Source organism: Streptomyces populi, assembly GCF_002911015.1.
Classification (GTDB): Bacteria; Actinomycetota; Actinomycetes; order Streptomycetales; family Streptomycetaceae; genus Streptomyces; species Streptomyces populi.
Genome location: NZ_KZ626864.1, coordinates 14,065 through 29,109, shown reverse-complemented (window position 1 = coordinate 29,109; position 15,045 = coordinate 14,065). Strand labels below are relative to the sequence as shown.

14 protein-coding genes are annotated in these 15,045 nt (G+C 71.4%); 10 read left to right on the top strand and 4 right to left on the bottom strand.

Features of this window, described 5'->3' with window-relative positions; translation table 11 throughout:
- Positions 1-125 precede the first annotated feature (125 nt).
- From CW362_RS15285 to CW362_RS15260, 6 genes are all read left to right on the top strand, one after another.
- The gene (locus CW362_RS15285; protein ID WP_103549997.1) at positions 126-1,145 is read left to right on the top strand and encodes a sugar ABC transporter substrate-binding protein; all 1,020 of its coding nucleotides are present in this window, start codon (positions 126-128) and stop codon (positions 1,143-1,145) included.
- Positions 1,145-2,212 carry an ABC transporter permease gene (locus CW362_RS15280; RefSeq protein WP_103549996.1) on the top strand — a complete coding sequence of 356 codons (1,068 nt, stop codon included), beginning with the start codon at positions 1,145-1,147 and terminating at the stop codon, positions 2,210-2,212. Before CW362_RS15285 ends, CW362_RS15280 begins: the two co-directional genes overlap by 1 nt.
- Before the next feature lie 8 nt (positions 2,213-2,220).
- Positions 2,221-3,135 (top strand): ATP-binding cassette domain-containing protein, encoded by a 915-nt coding sequence (locus CW362_RS15275; RefSeq protein ID WP_103550051.1) that lies wholly within the window; start codon positions 2,221-2,223, stop codon positions 3,133-3,135.
- A gap of 193 nt (positions 3,136-3,328) precedes the next feature.
- Complete coding sequence (locus CW362_RS15270; RefSeq protein ID WP_103549995.1) at positions 3,329-3,901, top strand: TetR/AcrR family transcriptional regulator; 573 nt, start codon at positions 3,329-3,331, stop codon at positions 3,899-3,901.
- Between the two features lie 317 nt (positions 3,902-4,218).
- Positions 4,219-5,400, top strand: coding sequence for an acyl-CoA dehydrogenase family protein (locus tag CW362_RS15265; protein WP_103549994.1), 1,182 nt, complete (start codon positions 4,219-4,221; stop codon positions 5,398-5,400).
- Positions 5,401-5,603: 203 nt separating this feature from the next.
- A complete protein-coding gene (locus CW362_RS15260) occupies positions 5,604-6,050 on the top strand; it encodes a DUF6086 family protein (protein WP_103549993.1) in 447 nt (148 codons plus the stop codon).
- A 120-nt stretch (positions 6,051-6,170) separates the two neighbouring features.
- Here the strand turns inward: CW362_RS15260 and CW362_RS15255 are convergent, their stop codons facing one another.
- Positions 6,171-7,061, bottom strand: coding sequence for a hypothetical protein (locus tag CW362_RS15255; RefSeq protein ID WP_206300962.1), 891 nt, complete (start codon positions 7,059-7,061; stop codon positions 6,171-6,173).
- Between the two features lie 307 nt (positions 7,062-7,368).
- On the opposite strand from CW362_RS15255, the gene CW362_RS15250 reads away from it, so the two are divergent.
- Positions 7,369-8,409 carry a vWA domain-containing protein gene (locus tag CW362_RS15250; protein WP_103549992.1) on the top strand — a complete coding sequence of 347 codons (1,041 nt, stop codon included), beginning with the start codon at positions 7,369-7,371 and terminating at the stop codon, positions 8,407-8,409.
- 293 nt (positions 8,410-8,702) lie between these two features.
- On the opposite strand, the gene CW362_RS15245 is transcribed toward CW362_RS15250, so the two are convergent.
- On the bottom strand, positions 8,703-9,221 hold the full coding sequence (locus CW362_RS15245; RefSeq protein WP_103549991.1) for a helix-turn-helix domain-containing protein: 519 nt from the start codon (positions 9,219-9,221) through the stop codon (positions 8,703-8,705).
- Positions 9,222-9,340: 119 nt separating this feature from the next.
- Between CW362_RS15245 and CW362_RS15240 the strand changes: the two genes are divergently transcribed.
- The gene (locus CW362_RS15240; RefSeq protein ID WP_103549990.1) at positions 9,341-9,832 is read left to right on the top strand and encodes a YbaK/EbsC family protein; all 492 of its coding nucleotides are present in this window, start codon (positions 9,341-9,343) and stop codon (positions 9,830-9,832) included.
- A 137-nt stretch (positions 9,833-9,969) separates the two neighbouring features.
- Here the strand turns inward: CW362_RS15240 and CW362_RS15235 are convergent, their stop codons facing one another.
- Complete coding sequence (locus tag CW362_RS15235) at positions 9,970-10,368, bottom strand: hypothetical protein (RefSeq protein ID WP_103549989.1); 399 nt, start codon at positions 10,366-10,368, stop codon at positions 9,970-9,972.
- Positions 10,369-10,443: 75 nt separating this feature from the next.
- Here CW362_RS15235 and CW362_RS15230 point away from each other — a divergent pair, with 75 nt between their 5' ends.
- Both CW362_RS15230 and CW362_RS15225 read left to right on the top strand, forming a co-directional pair.
- A complete protein-coding gene (locus CW362_RS15230) occupies positions 10,444-11,277 on the top strand; it encodes a hypothetical protein (protein WP_240657805.1) in 834 nt (277 codons plus the stop codon).
- A gap of 303 nt (positions 11,278-11,580) precedes the next feature.
- Complete coding sequence (locus CW362_RS15225) at positions 11,581-13,332, top strand: SpoIIE family protein phosphatase (protein WP_103549988.1); 1,752 nt, start codon at positions 11,581-11,583, stop codon at positions 13,330-13,332.
- A gap of 161 nt (positions 13,333-13,493) precedes the next feature.
- Here CW362_RS15225 and CW362_RS15220 read toward each other — a convergent pair whose 3' ends face one another.
- Complete coding sequence (locus CW362_RS15220) at positions 13,494-14,564, bottom strand: YihY/virulence factor BrkB family protein (protein ID WP_103549987.1); 1,071 nt, start codon at positions 14,562-14,564, stop codon at positions 13,494-13,496.
- Between the last annotated feature and the right edge of the window lie 481 nt (positions 14,565-15,045).

Here is a 15,045-nt window from a genome sequence, read left to right as displayed (position 1 = left end):
TGCCGGTTCCCGTTCACGGGTGTTGCCCGTCGGTCCGATTCCGTTCGCATGCGTGATGCGCCTGCTGCTGGGGATGTACGTGAGGAGACGCACAGGCCCCGGTCGCACAGTGAGGTGCTACAGAGATGGATCGCACGTTCCACCCCCGTTCACGGAGAATCGCCCCGCTCGTCGCCCTGACCGCCGCGGCCTTATTGCTCTCCGCCGGCTGTTCCAGCGGCTCGGGCGGCAAGAAGGCGGAGGAGAGCGGGGGCGGTGGCACCACGGGCAGGGCGGACACACCGCGGATGACGGTCGCCCTGGTCACCCACCAGGCACCCGGCGACACGTTCTGGGACATCGTCCGCAAGGGCGCCGAGGCCGCGGCCGCCAAGGACAACATCAGGCTCGTCTACGCGAACGACCCGAACGCGGGCGCCCAGGCCAACCTGGTGCAGAACGCGATCGACCAGAAGGTCGACGGCATCGCCGTCACCCTGGCCAAGCCCGGCGCCATGAAGGACGTGGTGGGCAGGGCGACTTCGGCCGGCATACCCGTCGTGGGTCTCAACTCGGGCCTGAGCGACTGGAAGAAGCTGGGCCTGATGGAGTTCTTCGGCCAGGACGAGACCGTCGCGGGCGAGGCGCTCGGGAAGAAGCTGAACGCGGAGGGCGCCAAGAAGGCCGTCTGCGTGATCCAGGAACAGGGCAACGTCGGCCTGACCCAGCGGTGTGACGGCGTGAAAAGAACGTTCGGCGGGACGACGGTGAATCTGTACGTCAACGGCACCGACATGCCGTCCGTGAAGTCCACGATCACCGCGAAACTCAAGCAGGACTCCGCGATCGACTACGTCGTCGCGCTGGGCGCCCCGTACGCGCTGACCGCGGTGCAGTCGGTGAGCGACGCCGGCAGCAAGGCGAAGATCGCCACCTTCGACCTCAACAAGGACCTCACGGGCGCCATCGGCAAGGGCACCATCCAGTTCGCCGTCGACCAGCAGCCCTACCTCCAGGGCTACTTGGCGGTCGACTCGCTGTGGCTCTACAAGAACAACGGCAACTACAGCGGCGGCGGCGAGCAGCCGGTGCTCACCGGTCCCGCGTTCGTGGACAAGAGCAACGTCGACACCGTCGCCGAGTTCGCCGCGAAGGGCACCCGGTGATGAGCACGGCCGGGCCGGCGGCGACCGCGCCGCCGGCTCCCGGACCCCGGACGGCCGACGGGCGGACGGCGCGGCGTCCCCTGGCACTGCGGCTGCTCGCCCGCCCGGAGGTCGGGGTGTTCCTCGGCGCCGCCGCCGTGTTCGTGTTCTTCCTGATCGCGGCGCCGTCCGTGCGCTCCGGCGGTTCCATGGCGACCGTGCTCTACCAGTCGTCGACGATCGGCCTCATGGCCCTGCCCGTGGCCCTGCTGATGATCGGCGGCGAGTTCGACCTGTCCGCCGGGGTCGCGGTGATCACCTCGGCGCTGACGGCGAGCATGCTCAGCTACCAGCTCACCGTGAACGTGTGGGCCGGTGTCGTGGTGGCGCTCGTCCTCTCGCTCGCGATCGGGGCGTTCAACGGCTGGATGATGGTCCGCACCGGGCTGCCGAGCTTTCTGGTGACCCTGGGGACCTTCCTGATCCTGCAGGGCGTGAACCTCGCCGTCACCAAGCTGGTCACCGACAACGTCGCCACCGACGACATCAGCGACATGGACGGTTTCGGCCAGGCCAGGAAGATCTTCGCCTCGTCGTTCGACGTCGGCGGCGTGCAGGTGAAGATCACCGTCGTGTGGTGGCTCGTCTTCGCCGCGCTCGCCACCTGGGTGCTGCTGCGCACCAGGTACGGCAACTGGGTCTTCGCGGTCGGCGGCGACCAGGACAGCGCCCGCGCGGTCGGCGTACCGGTGACCTTCACCAAGATCACGCTGTTCATGGCGGTCGGTTTCGGCGCCTGGTTCGTCGGCATGCACCAGCTGTTCTCGTTCAACACGGTGCAGTCGGGCGAGGGTGTCGGCCAGGAGCTCATCTACATCGCCGCGGCGGTGATCGGCGGCTGTCTGCTCACCGGCGGCCACGGCTCCGCGATCGGTCCCGTCTTCGGCGCCTTCATGTTCGGCATGGTGAACCAGGGCATCGTCTACGCCGGCTGGAACCCCGACTGGTTCAAGGCCTTCCTCGGCGTGATGCTGCTCGGCGCCACGCTCGTCAATCTGTGGGTCCGCCGCACGGCGACCCGGAGGTGAACCGACCCATGGCAGACAAAGGAACCGGAACCGCGGACGCCGTCCGCCCGGAGACCCCTCCCGGTGACGGCGGCGCCGCGCTCGTCGAGCTGCGCGGCGCGGGAAAGTCGTACGGCAACGTCCGCGCCCTGCACGACGTCTCCCTCGCCGTACGTCCCGGCCGGGTGACCTGTGTCCTCGGCGACAACGGCGCCGGGAAATCCACCCTCATCAAAATCATCTCGGGGCTGCACCAGCACAGCGAGGGAGAGTTGCTCGTGGACGGCACGGCGGTGCGCTTCAGCACCCCGCGCGAGGCCCTCGCCCGCGGCATCGCCACCGTCTACCAGGACCTCGCGACGGTGCCGCTGATGCCGGTGTGGCGGAACTTCTTCCTCGGCTCCGAGATGACCAGGGGTCCCTGGCCCGTGCGCCGGCTCGACATCGCCCGGATGAAGCGGACCGCCGACGACGAGCTGCGCAACATGGGCATCGTCCTCGACGACCTCGACCGGCCGATCGGGACGCTCTCCGGAGGACAGCGCCAGTCCGTGGCCATCGCCCGCGCCGTGCACTTCGGCGCCCGCGTCCTCATCCTGGACGAACCGACCGCCGCGCTCGGCGTCAAACAGTCCGGTGTCGTCCTCAAGTACATGGCCGCCGCCCGCGACCGCGGCCTCGGCGTCATCTTCATCACCCACAACCCGCACCACGCGTACATGGTCGGGGACCACTTCAGCGTGCTGCGGCTCGGCACGCTCGAACTCAGCGCCGACCGCGGTGAGATCGGCTTGGAGGAGCTCACCGACCACATGGCGGGCGGCGTCGAACTCGCGGCGCTCAAACATGAGCTGGCGCAGGTGCGCGGGGTCGACGTGCAGCGGCTCCCGGAGGCGGAGGACCTCGGGTCGTCCGCACCGGCCTCCCCCGAGGAGGCTTCCTGACGCCCTCCCGTCCGGTCGGCGGCCGACGCGACCACCGGCCGGGTGCCCCGACCGCCTCTCGGCCCCCGGAGCGCCGCTCCCGCCACTCACCGGACCGGACGTCCGGGAGACCCGCCGCCCGGGTCTCCCGGACGGGATCACGCTCCTGGAGGGGCGACGGTCACGGTGAAGGAGGAACGGTTACTCTGAGATCATGCCGTCCACACGCCGCACCGCGCGCCAGACCGACCTGCTCGAGCGGCTGGTCGCGTTGCTGGCGGCGGAGGGCTTCGCGGCGTTCACCCTGGACGAGCTGACCGAACGGCTGCACTGCTCGAAGACGACGCTGTACCAACTGGCGGGCAGCAAGCAGGAGTTGGTACGGGAAGCGGTGAAGCACTACTTCCGGGAGGCCGCCCAGGCCGTCGAGAAGCAGGTGGCCGACACCTCCGCGCCCTCCGAGCGCGTGGTGGTCTATCTGAACGCGGTCGCCGAGCGGCTGCGACCGCTCTCCCGGCAGTTCCTCGACGACATGGCCCAGTTCGAACCGGCCCGCGAGGTGTACGAGGCCAATACGCGCCTCGCCGCGGGCAGGATCCGGCAGTTGATCGCGGACGGCGTGGCCGCCGGGGCCTTCCGTGACGTCCACGCCGCGTTCGTGGGCGAGGTCGTGGCCACGACCATGCAGGAGATCCAGCGCGGCGAGGTCGGCGCGCGCACGGGACTGAACGACGCCGAGGCCTACGCCGAGCTGGCGTCGCTCATCGTGCACGCCGTCTCCCCCTGACGCCCGTCACCCCGGCCTCACCCGCGGCCTCACCGCGGCGCGACGCCGCTGGGCGGGCCCGTGGCACCGTCGAGGCGGCCCGCGCGTCCGGGCCCTCCGCCTCCCCCGGTACCGCGGCACCCCGCCGCCGCGTCCACCCCTGACCCATGAGGGCAGCCGGCCGCGCGCCGGGCCCGTCCCCCGCAGAACACGGGATCCGGTCGACGGCCGGTGGATCCGTCGACGCCCCGCATGGCCTGGCGGTACCAAAAACGATACTGTTGTATCGCCTGGCGTATCGATATCGCCCGGCGAACCACCACCACCGAGGACACGCCATGCCCGCGACCCGCACGCTCCCCACGCCGGAAGCCGTCGACCTGATTGCTCTGACCCGCGAGCTCGCCGAGAAGGAGCTCGCCCCGCGCGTCGCCGAGGCGGAGGCCAAGGAACGCTTCCCCCGCGAGGTCTTCCGCACGCTCGGCCGGGCCGGGCTGCTCAGCCTGCCCTACCCCGAGGAGTTCGGCGGCGGCGACCAGCCCTACGAGGTCTACCTCCAGGCCCTGGAGGAGATCGCCGCCGTCTGGGCGAGCGTGGCGGTGGGCGTCTCGGTGCACGCGCTGTCCTGCTTCGCCCTCGCCTCGTTCGGCACCGAGGACCAGAAGAAGGAGTGGCTCCCGGACATGCTCAGCGGCGAGCTGCTCGGCGCCTACGCCCTGTCCGAGGCCCATGCCGGTTCCGACCCGGGCGCGATGCGCACCCGGGCGGTACGGGACGGCGACGACTACGTGCTCAACGGTGCGAAGGCCTGGACCACGCACGGGGGACACGCGGACTTCTACACGGTCATGGCCCGCACGTCCGACGCGGGCTCGCGCGCCATCTCCTGCTTCCTCGTCCCGGCCGACACGCCCGGCGTGGTGGCCGATCCCCCGGAGCAGAAGATGGGCCTGACCGGGTCCGCCACCGCCACCGTGCGCCTGGAGAACGTACGCGTCCCCGCGAACCGCCGGCTCGGCGAGGAGGGCGAGGGGCTCAGGATCGCCTTCGCCGGACTGGACTGCGGACGGCTCGGCATCGCGGCGGTGGCCACGGGCCTCGCCCAGGGCGCGCTGGACCACGCGCTGCGCTACTCACGGGAGCGCGAGACCTTCGGCCGGCCCATCATCGAGCACCAGGGACTGGCCTTCGTCCTCGCCGACATGGCCGCGGCCGTGCAGGTCTCCCGCGCCACCACGCTCGCCGCGGCCCGGCTCAAGGACGAGGGACTTCCGTTCCAGTCCGAGGCGTCGATCGCCAAGCTGATCGCCACCGACAACGCCATGAAGGTCACCACCGACGCGGTCCAGGTGCTGGGCGGCGCCGGATACACCCGCGACTTCCCGGTCGAGCGCTACATGCGCGAGGCCAAGGTCATGCAGATCTTCGAGGGCACCAACCAGATCCAGCGCCTGATCATCGGTCGCGGCCTGAAGGAGAGCGACCGCGGCAGCCTCCGGGTGCAGAGCGCGGGGAAGTAGCGGAAGCGGTACGGCCGCGCCGTCCGGAACCGGTGGGCGCGGCACCCGCGCCCACCGGAGAACGCCCGCGCACGTGGCCGTCGGCGCCCGTGCGCCCATGCCGGAGCGACGCTCCTCGCCTCCGAGGCACCGTTTTACCCAGGTGCCCGCCACCTGCCCGCTCTTCTACCCTGTGCCGAGGCAGCTGAGCAGGGGGAACGACGATGAGCATGTACTTCGACATCGACGACGAGACGCTGTGGAACCCGTCGAGCGGTGCCGGCCGCCTCTTCCTGCGGCAGGTCGGTGTCTTCGAGGCGGAACTCGGACTGGCCTCGGGAATCGGCCAGGGCAAGTACTGGGGCGACCCGGACACGCTCGAGGTCGATCCGGCCGTGTACGCGGAGTTCGTACGCGGCCTGGTCGCCTGGCACTGCCGGACGGGACACTCCGTGGTCCTCGCGCTCTCCGAGGGGTTCGTGGCGACGGCGGTCGCACTCGCGCGGCGCGCGGGGATCGAGGTGGAGCCGACCGAACCGGCGTCCGCCCACACGTGTGGTGACGTCCGGTGCGGCATGCGGGTTCCCGGCGATTCCCGCCCCTCACCGGCCTCCGTCGTCGACGCGCTGGACACGCGGGCGCGGGAGCTGGACCGCTGCATGGCCCGCTGAGCCGGCACGCCCGAAGCCCCCTGCCGCCCCTGCGCCCTGGGCCGGCTTGCCGTTTCCGCCTCCTGCCCACCGTGGCCGAGACGGCCTCCGGAAGCAGGAATCCCCTCTCTCAGGGGAGGGTCAAGGCGTGGCTGTCGCGGTGGAACGCGCTCCGGGTGTCGAGGAGGCGGACGGCGGCGGGTAGCTCGGGTGCAGCGCGGAAGACAGCGGAGCCAGCGACCGGCACAGCGAGGACGGAAAGGCGGGTTCCTCGCGCCGCACGTCCCGGCAGCCGCCTGCCGAGGTCCGGCTGATCGGCTCCCAGCCGGATTTCTTCGACCGGAAGAACCAGCGGTCACCGAGCCGGGCCGAGCAGGCGGGGTCCGTCGAGTCGTCGCAGGCGGGTCCCGTGCGCCAGGAGAAGTCCAGCACCAGCCACTTCCCGTCGCACCTCTCCGAGTTCCGGTAGGTGTGCTCGGGCGCGTCGACCGCCGTCAACGCCTGCTCGTAGGAGGCGGGGGTGCAGCCGGTGGCCGGCGGTGTGCAGCCCAGCTCTCCGCACAGCCGCAGCGCGGGGGGCTCGGCGCCTTCGGCGGTGAAGCGCGTGTAGTTGTCGACGATCACGTCCCGGTCACCCAGGGGCTCGGGCAGGCTGACCTTCGCCGTGGCCGTGCTCTCCCCGGTGCACCCCGAAGCCCTGTCCCCGGCCGGCGAGGTGAAGGTGACCTGCACGCGCACGAGGTCCGTCATCGGCTCGGTCAGCACGGCCTCGAGCTCGCGCACGCACGCGTGGGCGCCGCTGGGTACCCGCGCGTCGAGGAGCAGCGTGCGGCGGTCCCCGCCGAGGCGGACTCCGGTGACCGCGGAAGGCTCCGCCGTGGTCCACGGGATCGGCTCGGTCGACGCCGGTGAGGGGGTCCCGTCGCCTCCCCGGCCGGCCACCTGCGTCCCGCACGCGCCGAGGAACAGCACGGCGACCGCGCAGAGCAAGGCGACCGTGACCTCTCGACGTGTTCCGCCCGATCGTCGCAAGAGTGCCGCCCTCCCCTTGGCACACACCGATGTCTCCCGAGCCGATATTAGAACGGTGCCGGGAAGGACCAGCCATCGGCCCCTCCCGGACGGCGGTGGCCCGAGCCCGCCAAGTAGCGACGTTCACAAGGGACTTGCTCGTACCGGAGAACGCCGAGGCCGGCCGCTGACGGACCGTCGTCCGCCCGCGACCACATCCCGGCCGCCGAGCCCGGACGCCATGACCGTTCCGCCCCGGGAACCAAGATCGATTGTCAGTGGTGGGTGAGACAGTGAATGCATCGAGTCGGAACGAGGGGGACCTGTCATGGCCGGAAACCAGAACTACATCAACCACGTCGCTCTTGTGCTGGACGCCAGTTCGTCCATGTCGCACCTGAGCGGGAAGGTCGTCGAAGTCGCCGACCAGCAGATCGCGTACCTCGCCCGCCGGTCGAGGGAGCTGGACCAGGAGACCCGGGTCACGGTGTACGTCTTCGCGGACAAGGTGGAGTGCGTCATCTACGACAAGGACGTGCTGCGGATGCCTTCGCTGAAGCAGTTGTACCGGGTCGGCGGAATGACGGCTCTGCTGGCGGCCGCGCTGAAGTCACAGCACGAGCTGGCGCAGACGGCCCAACTGTACGGCGACCACAGCTTCCTGACGTTCGTGCTCACGGACGGGCAGGAGAACGCGAGCCACCGTTGTCCGGACGCCCCCTCCAGGGATCCGCGCGAACTGGTCAAGGCCGTGGCCGGGATGATCGCGACCCAGGAGGACAACTGGACGCTGGCCGTCCTCGTGCCGGACCAGATGGGCAAGCGCGAGGCCATGCAGTGCGGTTTCCCGAAGGACAACATCGCCGTCTGGGACGCCACCAGCACGCAGGGCCTGGAGGAGGCCGGGCAGGTCATCCGGGAGGCCACCGAGAAGTTCATGGTGGGGCGCGCCCAGGGCATCCGGGGATCGCGGGCGGTGTTCTCCATGGGCGCGGAGGCGGTCAACAAGGACACCATCGAGGCGGCCGGCCTCGCCGCGGTGGATCCGTCGGGGTACCGGCTGGTCCCGGTGACCCGCGACGCGGCGATACGGGACTGGGTCGTCGAGTGCGGCCACACCTACCGCACCGGCGGCGCGTTCTACCAGCTGAGCAAGTCCGAGAAGATCCAGGCGCGGAAGCAGATCGCGGTGCTGGAGAAGAAGACGGACCGGGTGTACTCGGGTCCCGAGGCCCGGGCCCTGCTCGGCCTGCCCGACGTGGAGGTGCGCGTCAAGCCCGACCACAACGACGACTTCACCATCTTCGTGCAGAGCACCAGCGTGAACAGGAAGCTCGTACCGAACACGCGCCTGCTGCTGATGCTCTGACACCGTGAAAGCCCGTCGGTCCCGGAAGTACCCCGCCGTCCGGGCACGTCGCCCGGCGGCCCCCGGACCCCGCCCTCACCTCCTGCCGCGGCCGGCCCGGTGCACGCCAGGAGCACCGCGCGCATTGCTTTCGCCGCCGCAAGGCCGATACTGCGATCGGCGTCCTCCCCTCCCCGGAGGGAGGGGATTCCCGCCCCAGGCCGCCTCTGGCGGGCAGCGACCCAGGGCCGGCGTTCATGAGACTTTCCTCGGCCTCGCGACCCGCATCGCCATTTAGCGGCGACAACGGCTCATCACTTCGGGTGGCGCACGACCAGCAGGGCCTCGACGTCTTCGGCCTGCGCCTGATACAGGTGCGGGACGTCAGCGGCCCAACTGCCGTGCGCGCCCGGGCCGATCAGGACGGGGTCGGTGAGCGGGCCGACGCACGCCGTGCCGGTGTGGACGATGATGTGCTCCGTCGTACCCGGGGAGTGGGCGGCCGACTCCTGCGTCGCTCCGGAGCGGATGCGGACCCGGTAGGTCTCCGTGACGGAGGCATCGGCCTCGAATCTCTCGACGAGGACGGCCTCGACGGCGCTACCGGAGATCATGGCGGGAGACTCGAGACCGTGCAGAGCGGTGCTCAGGGGCACCTTGAGCGCTGTCGTGAGCGCGTAGAGCGTTTCCAGGGTGGGGTTGCGCCGGCCGCTCTCCAGTTCGGAGAGCGTCCCCTTGCCGATCCTGGACCTGCGCGCCAGCTCGGACAGGGACATCCCCCGCGCCTCACGCAATTCCCGCACACGCGAGCCGACGCCGACGGCCAGATCCATGGGGTCCCTTCTCGTCTCCGGAAGCCGGTTGATCCGAGCCTCCGAGAGATCTATCGTTCCACACACAGAACGTTCCATATACGGAACGCACGACGACGCACCCTGCACGAAGGAGTCACATGGCGCCCCAGGAAGGCACGTCCCTGCCCGTCCGCAGCAAGGAGGTGGCCCGCGTCCTCGCCGAGGCCGGCGTCGCGGGTCAGGTGCGCGAGCTGACGGAGTCGGCGCGCACGGCAGCCGAGGCGGCAGAGGCCCTCGGGTGCGATGTGGGCGCCATTGCCAACAGCCTCGTGTTCATCTCCGACGACGAGCCCGTTCTGGTTCTGACCAGCGGCCGGCACAAGGTGGACACCACAGCGCTCGCCGACCGGTGGGGACGCGGCAAGCTCCGGCGCGCCACTCCGGAACAGGTGCGTCAGGCCACCGGGCAGGCGATCGGAGGCGTGGCTCCGGTCGGCCACCCCCAGGCGCTCCCCACCGTGGTCGATACGGCCCTGAGCGAATACCCCCGGCTCTGGGCCGCGGCCGGAACGCCACACACCGTCTTCCCGACCACCGCCGGGGAACTCCTCCGGCTCACGGACGGGCTCCTGCTCCCCGTCGGCCCGTGACCAGGGGTTCTCTCGACCGGACGTGCTCGCGACCAGCGCCGGAACCAGCAACCTGATGCTCGGCAGACCCTCGGAGCAAGGAGGCGCCCGGCACGGCAGAGGAGCCTTCCTCCGGGACCGCGCCGGACCGCACGCTCTCAGGCCCAGTCCTCGTCGTCGACGGGTTCGGGTTCCCTGACGCAGGCGAGGTCCAGGACGTACCGTTCGGTGACGGGACAGTCGTTCCAGGCCTCGGCCGGCCTGAAGGGACGGACCGCGATGCCCCCGTACCCGAGCCGAGGGAGGCCTTCGAGGAGCTCCGCCGGGCGGGCCTCCGCCCGGGCCCGCGGGGAGTCGTCCCCGTACGGGTGCCGCTGCTGCTCGGCCCATGTTCCGGCGCACCAGATGTCCGAGCGGACGTGCCGCCCCTCGGGGTCGAAGACGCGGCTCGCGTGGAGCGGGAGTCCTGCCGGGGAACACGGGGTTTCCCGCCGGATCGCGGTACGCCGACCGGGAGGACCGCACGACAGGTACCGTCTGACCGGTCTTTCCGCCACGGGGAGTTGACGTGTCCGGACGAGCCGCTGGGGCCATGGCCGACCGCCGCACGCCACCCGCTAGCATTCCTTCGCATGATGAGGCGGGGGTGGCGGCTGGGTGCCGTGGTGGTACTGGCCGCGCTCTGCACCTCCGGTGCGCACCGCCCGGAGGTCGTCCGCACGGCGTCGGACCTCGGCCCCCTCCCGGCCGACCGCTACGACTACACGCCGCAGGACTACCGACGATCGCAGCGGGCGTCGGCGTTGCTGGTCCGGCAGTGCATGGCGGAGCACGGCCATCCGGACTTTCCGCTCGACCCCCGCTACCCGGGCGACCCCGTCGTCGCCGTCGCGGTCGGCACCGGCTACGGCGTCCTGGATCTCGCCGCCGCCCGCCGCTGGGGCTACGGCTGGGACCCGGCGAAGCCCCTGGCTCCCCGGCCGAAGGGCCGCCGGATGACCGACGCCGAGTTCGCGGACTTCCCCACCTGCAACGCCGACGCGAACCGGCGGCTGCTGCGCGGCATCGACCTCGAGCGGGACTGGCTCTACGCGAACACACGGATGATCGAGGTCGACAAGGCGGTCAAGCGCGACCCGCGCCTCCGTGCGGCTTGGCAGGTGTGGTCCCGCTGCGTGGCGGAACAAGGGTTCCCGCGCTATCCCGACCCCGTCGCGGCGTACACGGACGCCGCCTGGCGACGGGACGGTGACGGCAACACCGGGCACACGCGGCGGGAGCGGGCCACCGCCGTCGCGGACGTCACCTGCAAGCGCCGCCACCGCACGGCCGAGCTCTGGCACTCCGTACGGGCGCAGAAGCAGGCCGCGGACATCGCACGGCACCGCGACCGCTACGCCGCCGGGCTGCGGGCGCTGCGGACGTACCGGGTCACCATCGCCGACGTGCTGCGAAAGCTCGGCTGACCTCCTGCGCCGGAGGTTCCGGGCGAGCCTGCGCCGGATGCACGGGGAGCCTGGCCCGTAGGGCGCCGGGAGGAACGGCCCGCGCCCGTCCCGGCGGCAGCCGACCGCGGTGCGGCCGGGCGTTCCGGACCGGCTGACGTGGTCGCGCCCGAAGGGCATCCGGCGCACATGGCGCCCCGGTTTCCCGGACGTGTCCGGGAACGAGTCTGGATCGGGCGAAGCCGGGGCACTCGGCAAGGCGAACGCCGGTGGTGGGCTTCCTGCCGGCCGACAGGAAGCCGCCGATCAGCAAGGGGACGAGGAATGGCAGTGCCGGAACACACGGAGCCCGACGAGAACGCCGCCCCGGATGCGCTCGCTGTCACGCTCGCAGGAACGCTGGGAGCCATAGGGGCCGGAGCGTACGTCGTCGACGAGCGGGGCCGCATCATCGCGGTCAACGCCTACGCCGAAGACCTGCTGGCCCGGTCCGCCGACGATCTGCTCGGCCATGACGCGCACGACCTGCTGCACGGGGACGCCCACGGCCAGCCCCTGCCGAGGACCCGGTGCCGTATGCGGCAGGCCTTCCACCTCGGCCGCATCGCCCAGACGGAGAAGGACCATTTCGTCCGTGGGGACGGCTCCGTGCTGCCGATCTCCTGGATGATCGCCCCCTACGACATCGGTGGCCCGAAGAGCGGCACGCTGGTGGTCTTCGAGGCCCTCGCCCGACTGCGGAAAACGGATCCGCGGCCGGAGACCGCGGCCGGACCGCTGCCGGAACTGGAGCGGCTCGCGCTGCTGGCGGAGACCACCACTCGGCTGACCTCCACCCTGGACGTCGAGGAGGCGCTGCGCCGGCTGGTGGCCCTGGTGGTGCCGCGACTGGCGGACTGGGCCGTCATCGACCTGATCACCGAGCGCGACGAGGTGTGGCGCAAGGCCGTCGTCCACGCCGAGGGCGACGCCCTGGTGTACCACGAGGAGCTCCAGGGCCCGATGCCTCCGATCCCGGAGGAGTCCCCGATGCCGCTGTCCCGGGCGCTGCGCGGAGTGGCCTCCACTCTGGCCGGACCCGAGACCTACCGGCGGGAGCCGGACTCCGGCATCGCGGTGGAACAACGCGGCCTGTTCGACGCCACCGGCATCCGCTCGGCGGCCATCGCCCCCATCCGCAGCACCCGCGAGGTCCTCGGGGCCCTCACCCTGGGCCGCGCCGGGTACCCGGGAGACTTCACCCCCGCCGATCTGCCCCTGCTCGAGGACATCGCCCGCCGTGCCGGCCTCGCCCTGGACAACGCCCGCCTCTACCAGCGCCAGCGCAAGGTCGCCGAGACCATGCAGAACCACCTGCTGCCCCAGATGCCTCGAGTGCCGGGGCTGGAGATGACCGTCCGCTACCTGCCGGCACCCGACGCCTCGCAGGTCGGCGGCGACTGGTACGACGCCTTTCCCCTGTCCGACGGCTCCACCGCCCTCGCCATCGGTGACGTCGTCGGACACGATCTGGAGGCCGCGGCGGGCATGGCGCAGGTCCGCAACATGCTGCGCGCCTACGCCTGGTCCCAGACCATGCCGCCCAGCCGGATCGTCGAACGGCTCGACGAGGCGATCCGGCACATCACCGACGTCACCATGGCCACCATGATCCTCGCCCGTGTCGAGGAGACGGAGGGCGACGAGTGGAAACTGTCCTGGAGCAATGCCGGCCATCCACCGCCCCTGTTGATCAGCCACGACGGCCTGGCCGACTACCTCACCGACGGCCACGGCATACTCCTGGGCGTCCAGGCGGGCCGCCGCCCCGACGCGACCACCCTGCTGCCCCCCGGATCCACCCTCGTGCTCTACACCGACGGCCTCGTCGAAGAGCTCGGCCACACCCTCGACGACGGCCTCCAGCGACTGCGCCGGCACGCCTCCGCCCTCGCCCACCGCCCCCTGGCCTCCTTCACCGACCAGCTGCTGCGCCGCGTCCGGCCCGCCGGCAACGACGACGACGTCGCCCTCCTCGCCCTACGGGCACCCGCCCGAGGGCGACCCGGCCGGTACGGCAGGACCGGACAGCCGTAGCCGCCGGTCGCCGCGGGTACGGCCGAGGGCACCTTCCTCGCCGTGGCGCCCGCCCTTCGGCCCTCGTCTCCGCCCGGGCCGGGAGCACCTCCCCTCGCACCGGCTCCGTCCGCCGGTGCGAGGGGAGGTGCGCCGCCTCGTCCGACGCAGCTCCACGGGTGTCAGGTCTCGTCCAGGCGGCGCAGGTCCTCCTCGTCCCACTTCCGGGTGTCGCGCGGCTGGGTGTACGGCTCCTTGCCCGGCGGCTGACCGCCGGCGATCGCCCGCTGGCGAACGGTCTCGGCGTCGAACTCCAGGCCCAGCAGGATCGCCAGGTTGCTGATCCACAGCCAGACCAGGAACACGATGACGCCGGCCAGGGTGCCGTAGGTCTTGTTGTACGAGCCGAAGTTGGCGACGTAGAACGCGAACGCGGCGGACGCCACCAGCCAGATGACCAGGGCGAGGACGCTGCCCGGGGTCACCCAGCGGAATCCCTTCACCCGGGCGTTCGGGGTTCCCCAGTACAACAGCGCGATCATGATGACGACCAGGACCACCAGGACGGGCCACTTGGCGATCGACCACACCGTCAGGGCCGTGTCGCCGATCCCGAGGGCCGAGCCCGCCTGACGGGCCAGGGCGCCGGTGAAGACCACGATCACGGCACTGACGAGGGCGAGCACCATCAGCGCGACCGTCAGGCCCACCCGCACCGGGAGGATCTTCCACGCCGGGCGGCCCTCGGGCATGTCGTAGACCGCGTTGGCGGCGCGCATGAACGCGGCCACGTACCCGGAGGCCGACCACACCGCCAGGAGGACGCCGACGACCGCCGCGACCGACCCGAGGCCGGCGTTGTTCTGCAACTGATGGACGGAACTGGTGACGATGTCGCGGGCGGAGCCGGGGGCGAACTCGCCGACGTTCTTCAGCAGTGCGTCCGTGGTGGACTTCCCCGTCAGCCCCAGCACCGACACCAGGACCAGCAGGGCCGGGAAGAGCGACAGCAGGCCGTAGTACGTCAGCGCCGCGGCCCGGTCGGTCAGCTCGTCGTCCTTGAACTCGCGCAGGCTGCCTTTCAGCACGGCTCGCCACGCCGGCTTCGGCAGGTCGGTCGGTGTGTCCGGCGCGCGCCGTTCCACCTCGGGCCCGGGGCCGACTTCTTCGGGTGGCGGCACGGACACGCGATCGCGCCGTCGGGCCTCGTCGTCGGCACGATGATCGTTCCGGCCGGGGAGATGCGGTTTCATGTCCGCGGGGTACCCGTCCGAATTCCAGCTATTCGAGGCACTTCGCCCCCGGCAGTTCCACGGGCCCCCGCGCCGTGGCCGACATGCGACAGGTCGCCTTCACGGACTCCGACGGGCAGGGACCTGACACGCGCGTTCCGAGGACGGGCACCGGAAGCAGGGCCGTCGCCCTCGCCGTGGGCGCATAGCCATGGCCGTGCCATGGCTATGCGCCGGGCGGGGAGGCACCCGCGCCTGAGCCCGCGGGCGGTCCGTCCGTGGCGACGGTGCCCCACGCCCGGCGGCTCTCGCCGGACTTCCGGGTGAGCACCCCGGAACTGCCCGGCCACGGAGCCCGACCTCATGCTCAAGCCCGCGCGGCGCGCGAAGCCCTCGAGGCGTGCCCGTGAGGTGTCGAAGCGAAGGAGCCGAGAAGCGCCGCGACGGCTTCGTCCCGAGTGCGGTCGGCCCATGAGGTCCGGTGGTCTCGTGCTCTTCGAGC

Bases quoted from the DNA above. Each gene is read 5' to 3' on its own strand.
- CW362_RS15285 (WP_103549997.1), top strand. From the start codon at position 126: ATGGATCGCACGTTCCACCCCCGTTCACGGAGAATCGCCCCGCTCGTC.
- CW362_RS15280 (WP_103549996.1), top strand. From the start codon at position 1,145: ATGAGCACGGCCGGGCCGGCGGCGACCGCGCCGCCGGCTCCCGGACCC.
- CW362_RS15275 (WP_103550051.1), top strand. From the start codon at position 2,221: ATGGCAGACAAAGGAACCGGAACCGCGGACGCCGTCCGCCCGGAGACC.
- CW362_RS15270 (WP_103549995.1), top strand. From the start codon at position 3,329: ATGCCGTCCACACGCCGCACCGCGCGCCAGACCGACCTGCTCGAGCGG.
- CW362_RS15265 (WP_103549994.1), top strand. From the start codon at position 4,219: ATGCCCGCGACCCGCACGCTCCCCACGCCGGAAGCCGTCGACCTGATT.
- CW362_RS15260 (WP_103549993.1), top strand. From the start codon at position 5,604: ATGAGCATGTACTTCGACATCGACGACGAGACGCTGTGGAACCCGTCG.
- CW362_RS15250 (WP_103549992.1), top strand. From the start codon at position 7,369: ATGGCCGGAAACCAGAACTACATCAACCACGTCGCTCTTGTGCTGGAC.
- CW362_RS15245 (WP_103549991.1), bottom strand. From the start codon at position 9,221: ATGGATCTGGCCGTCGGCGTCGGCTCGCGTGTGCGGGAATTGCGTGAG.
- CW362_RS15240 (WP_103549990.1), top strand. From the start codon at position 9,341: ATGGCGCCCCAGGAAGGCACGTCCCTGCCCGTCCGCAGCAAGGAGGTG.
- CW362_RS15230 (WP_240657805.1), top strand. From the start codon at position 10,444: ATGATGAGGCGGGGGTGGCGGCTGGGTGCCGTGGTGGTACTGGCCGCG.
- CW362_RS15225 (WP_103549988.1), top strand. From the start codon at position 11,581: ATGGCAGTGCCGGAACACACGGAGCCCGACGAGAACGCCGCCCCGGAT.
- CW362_RS15220 (WP_103549987.1), bottom strand. From the start codon at position 14,564: ATGAAACCGCATCTCCCCGGCCGGAACGATCATCGTGCCGACGACGAG.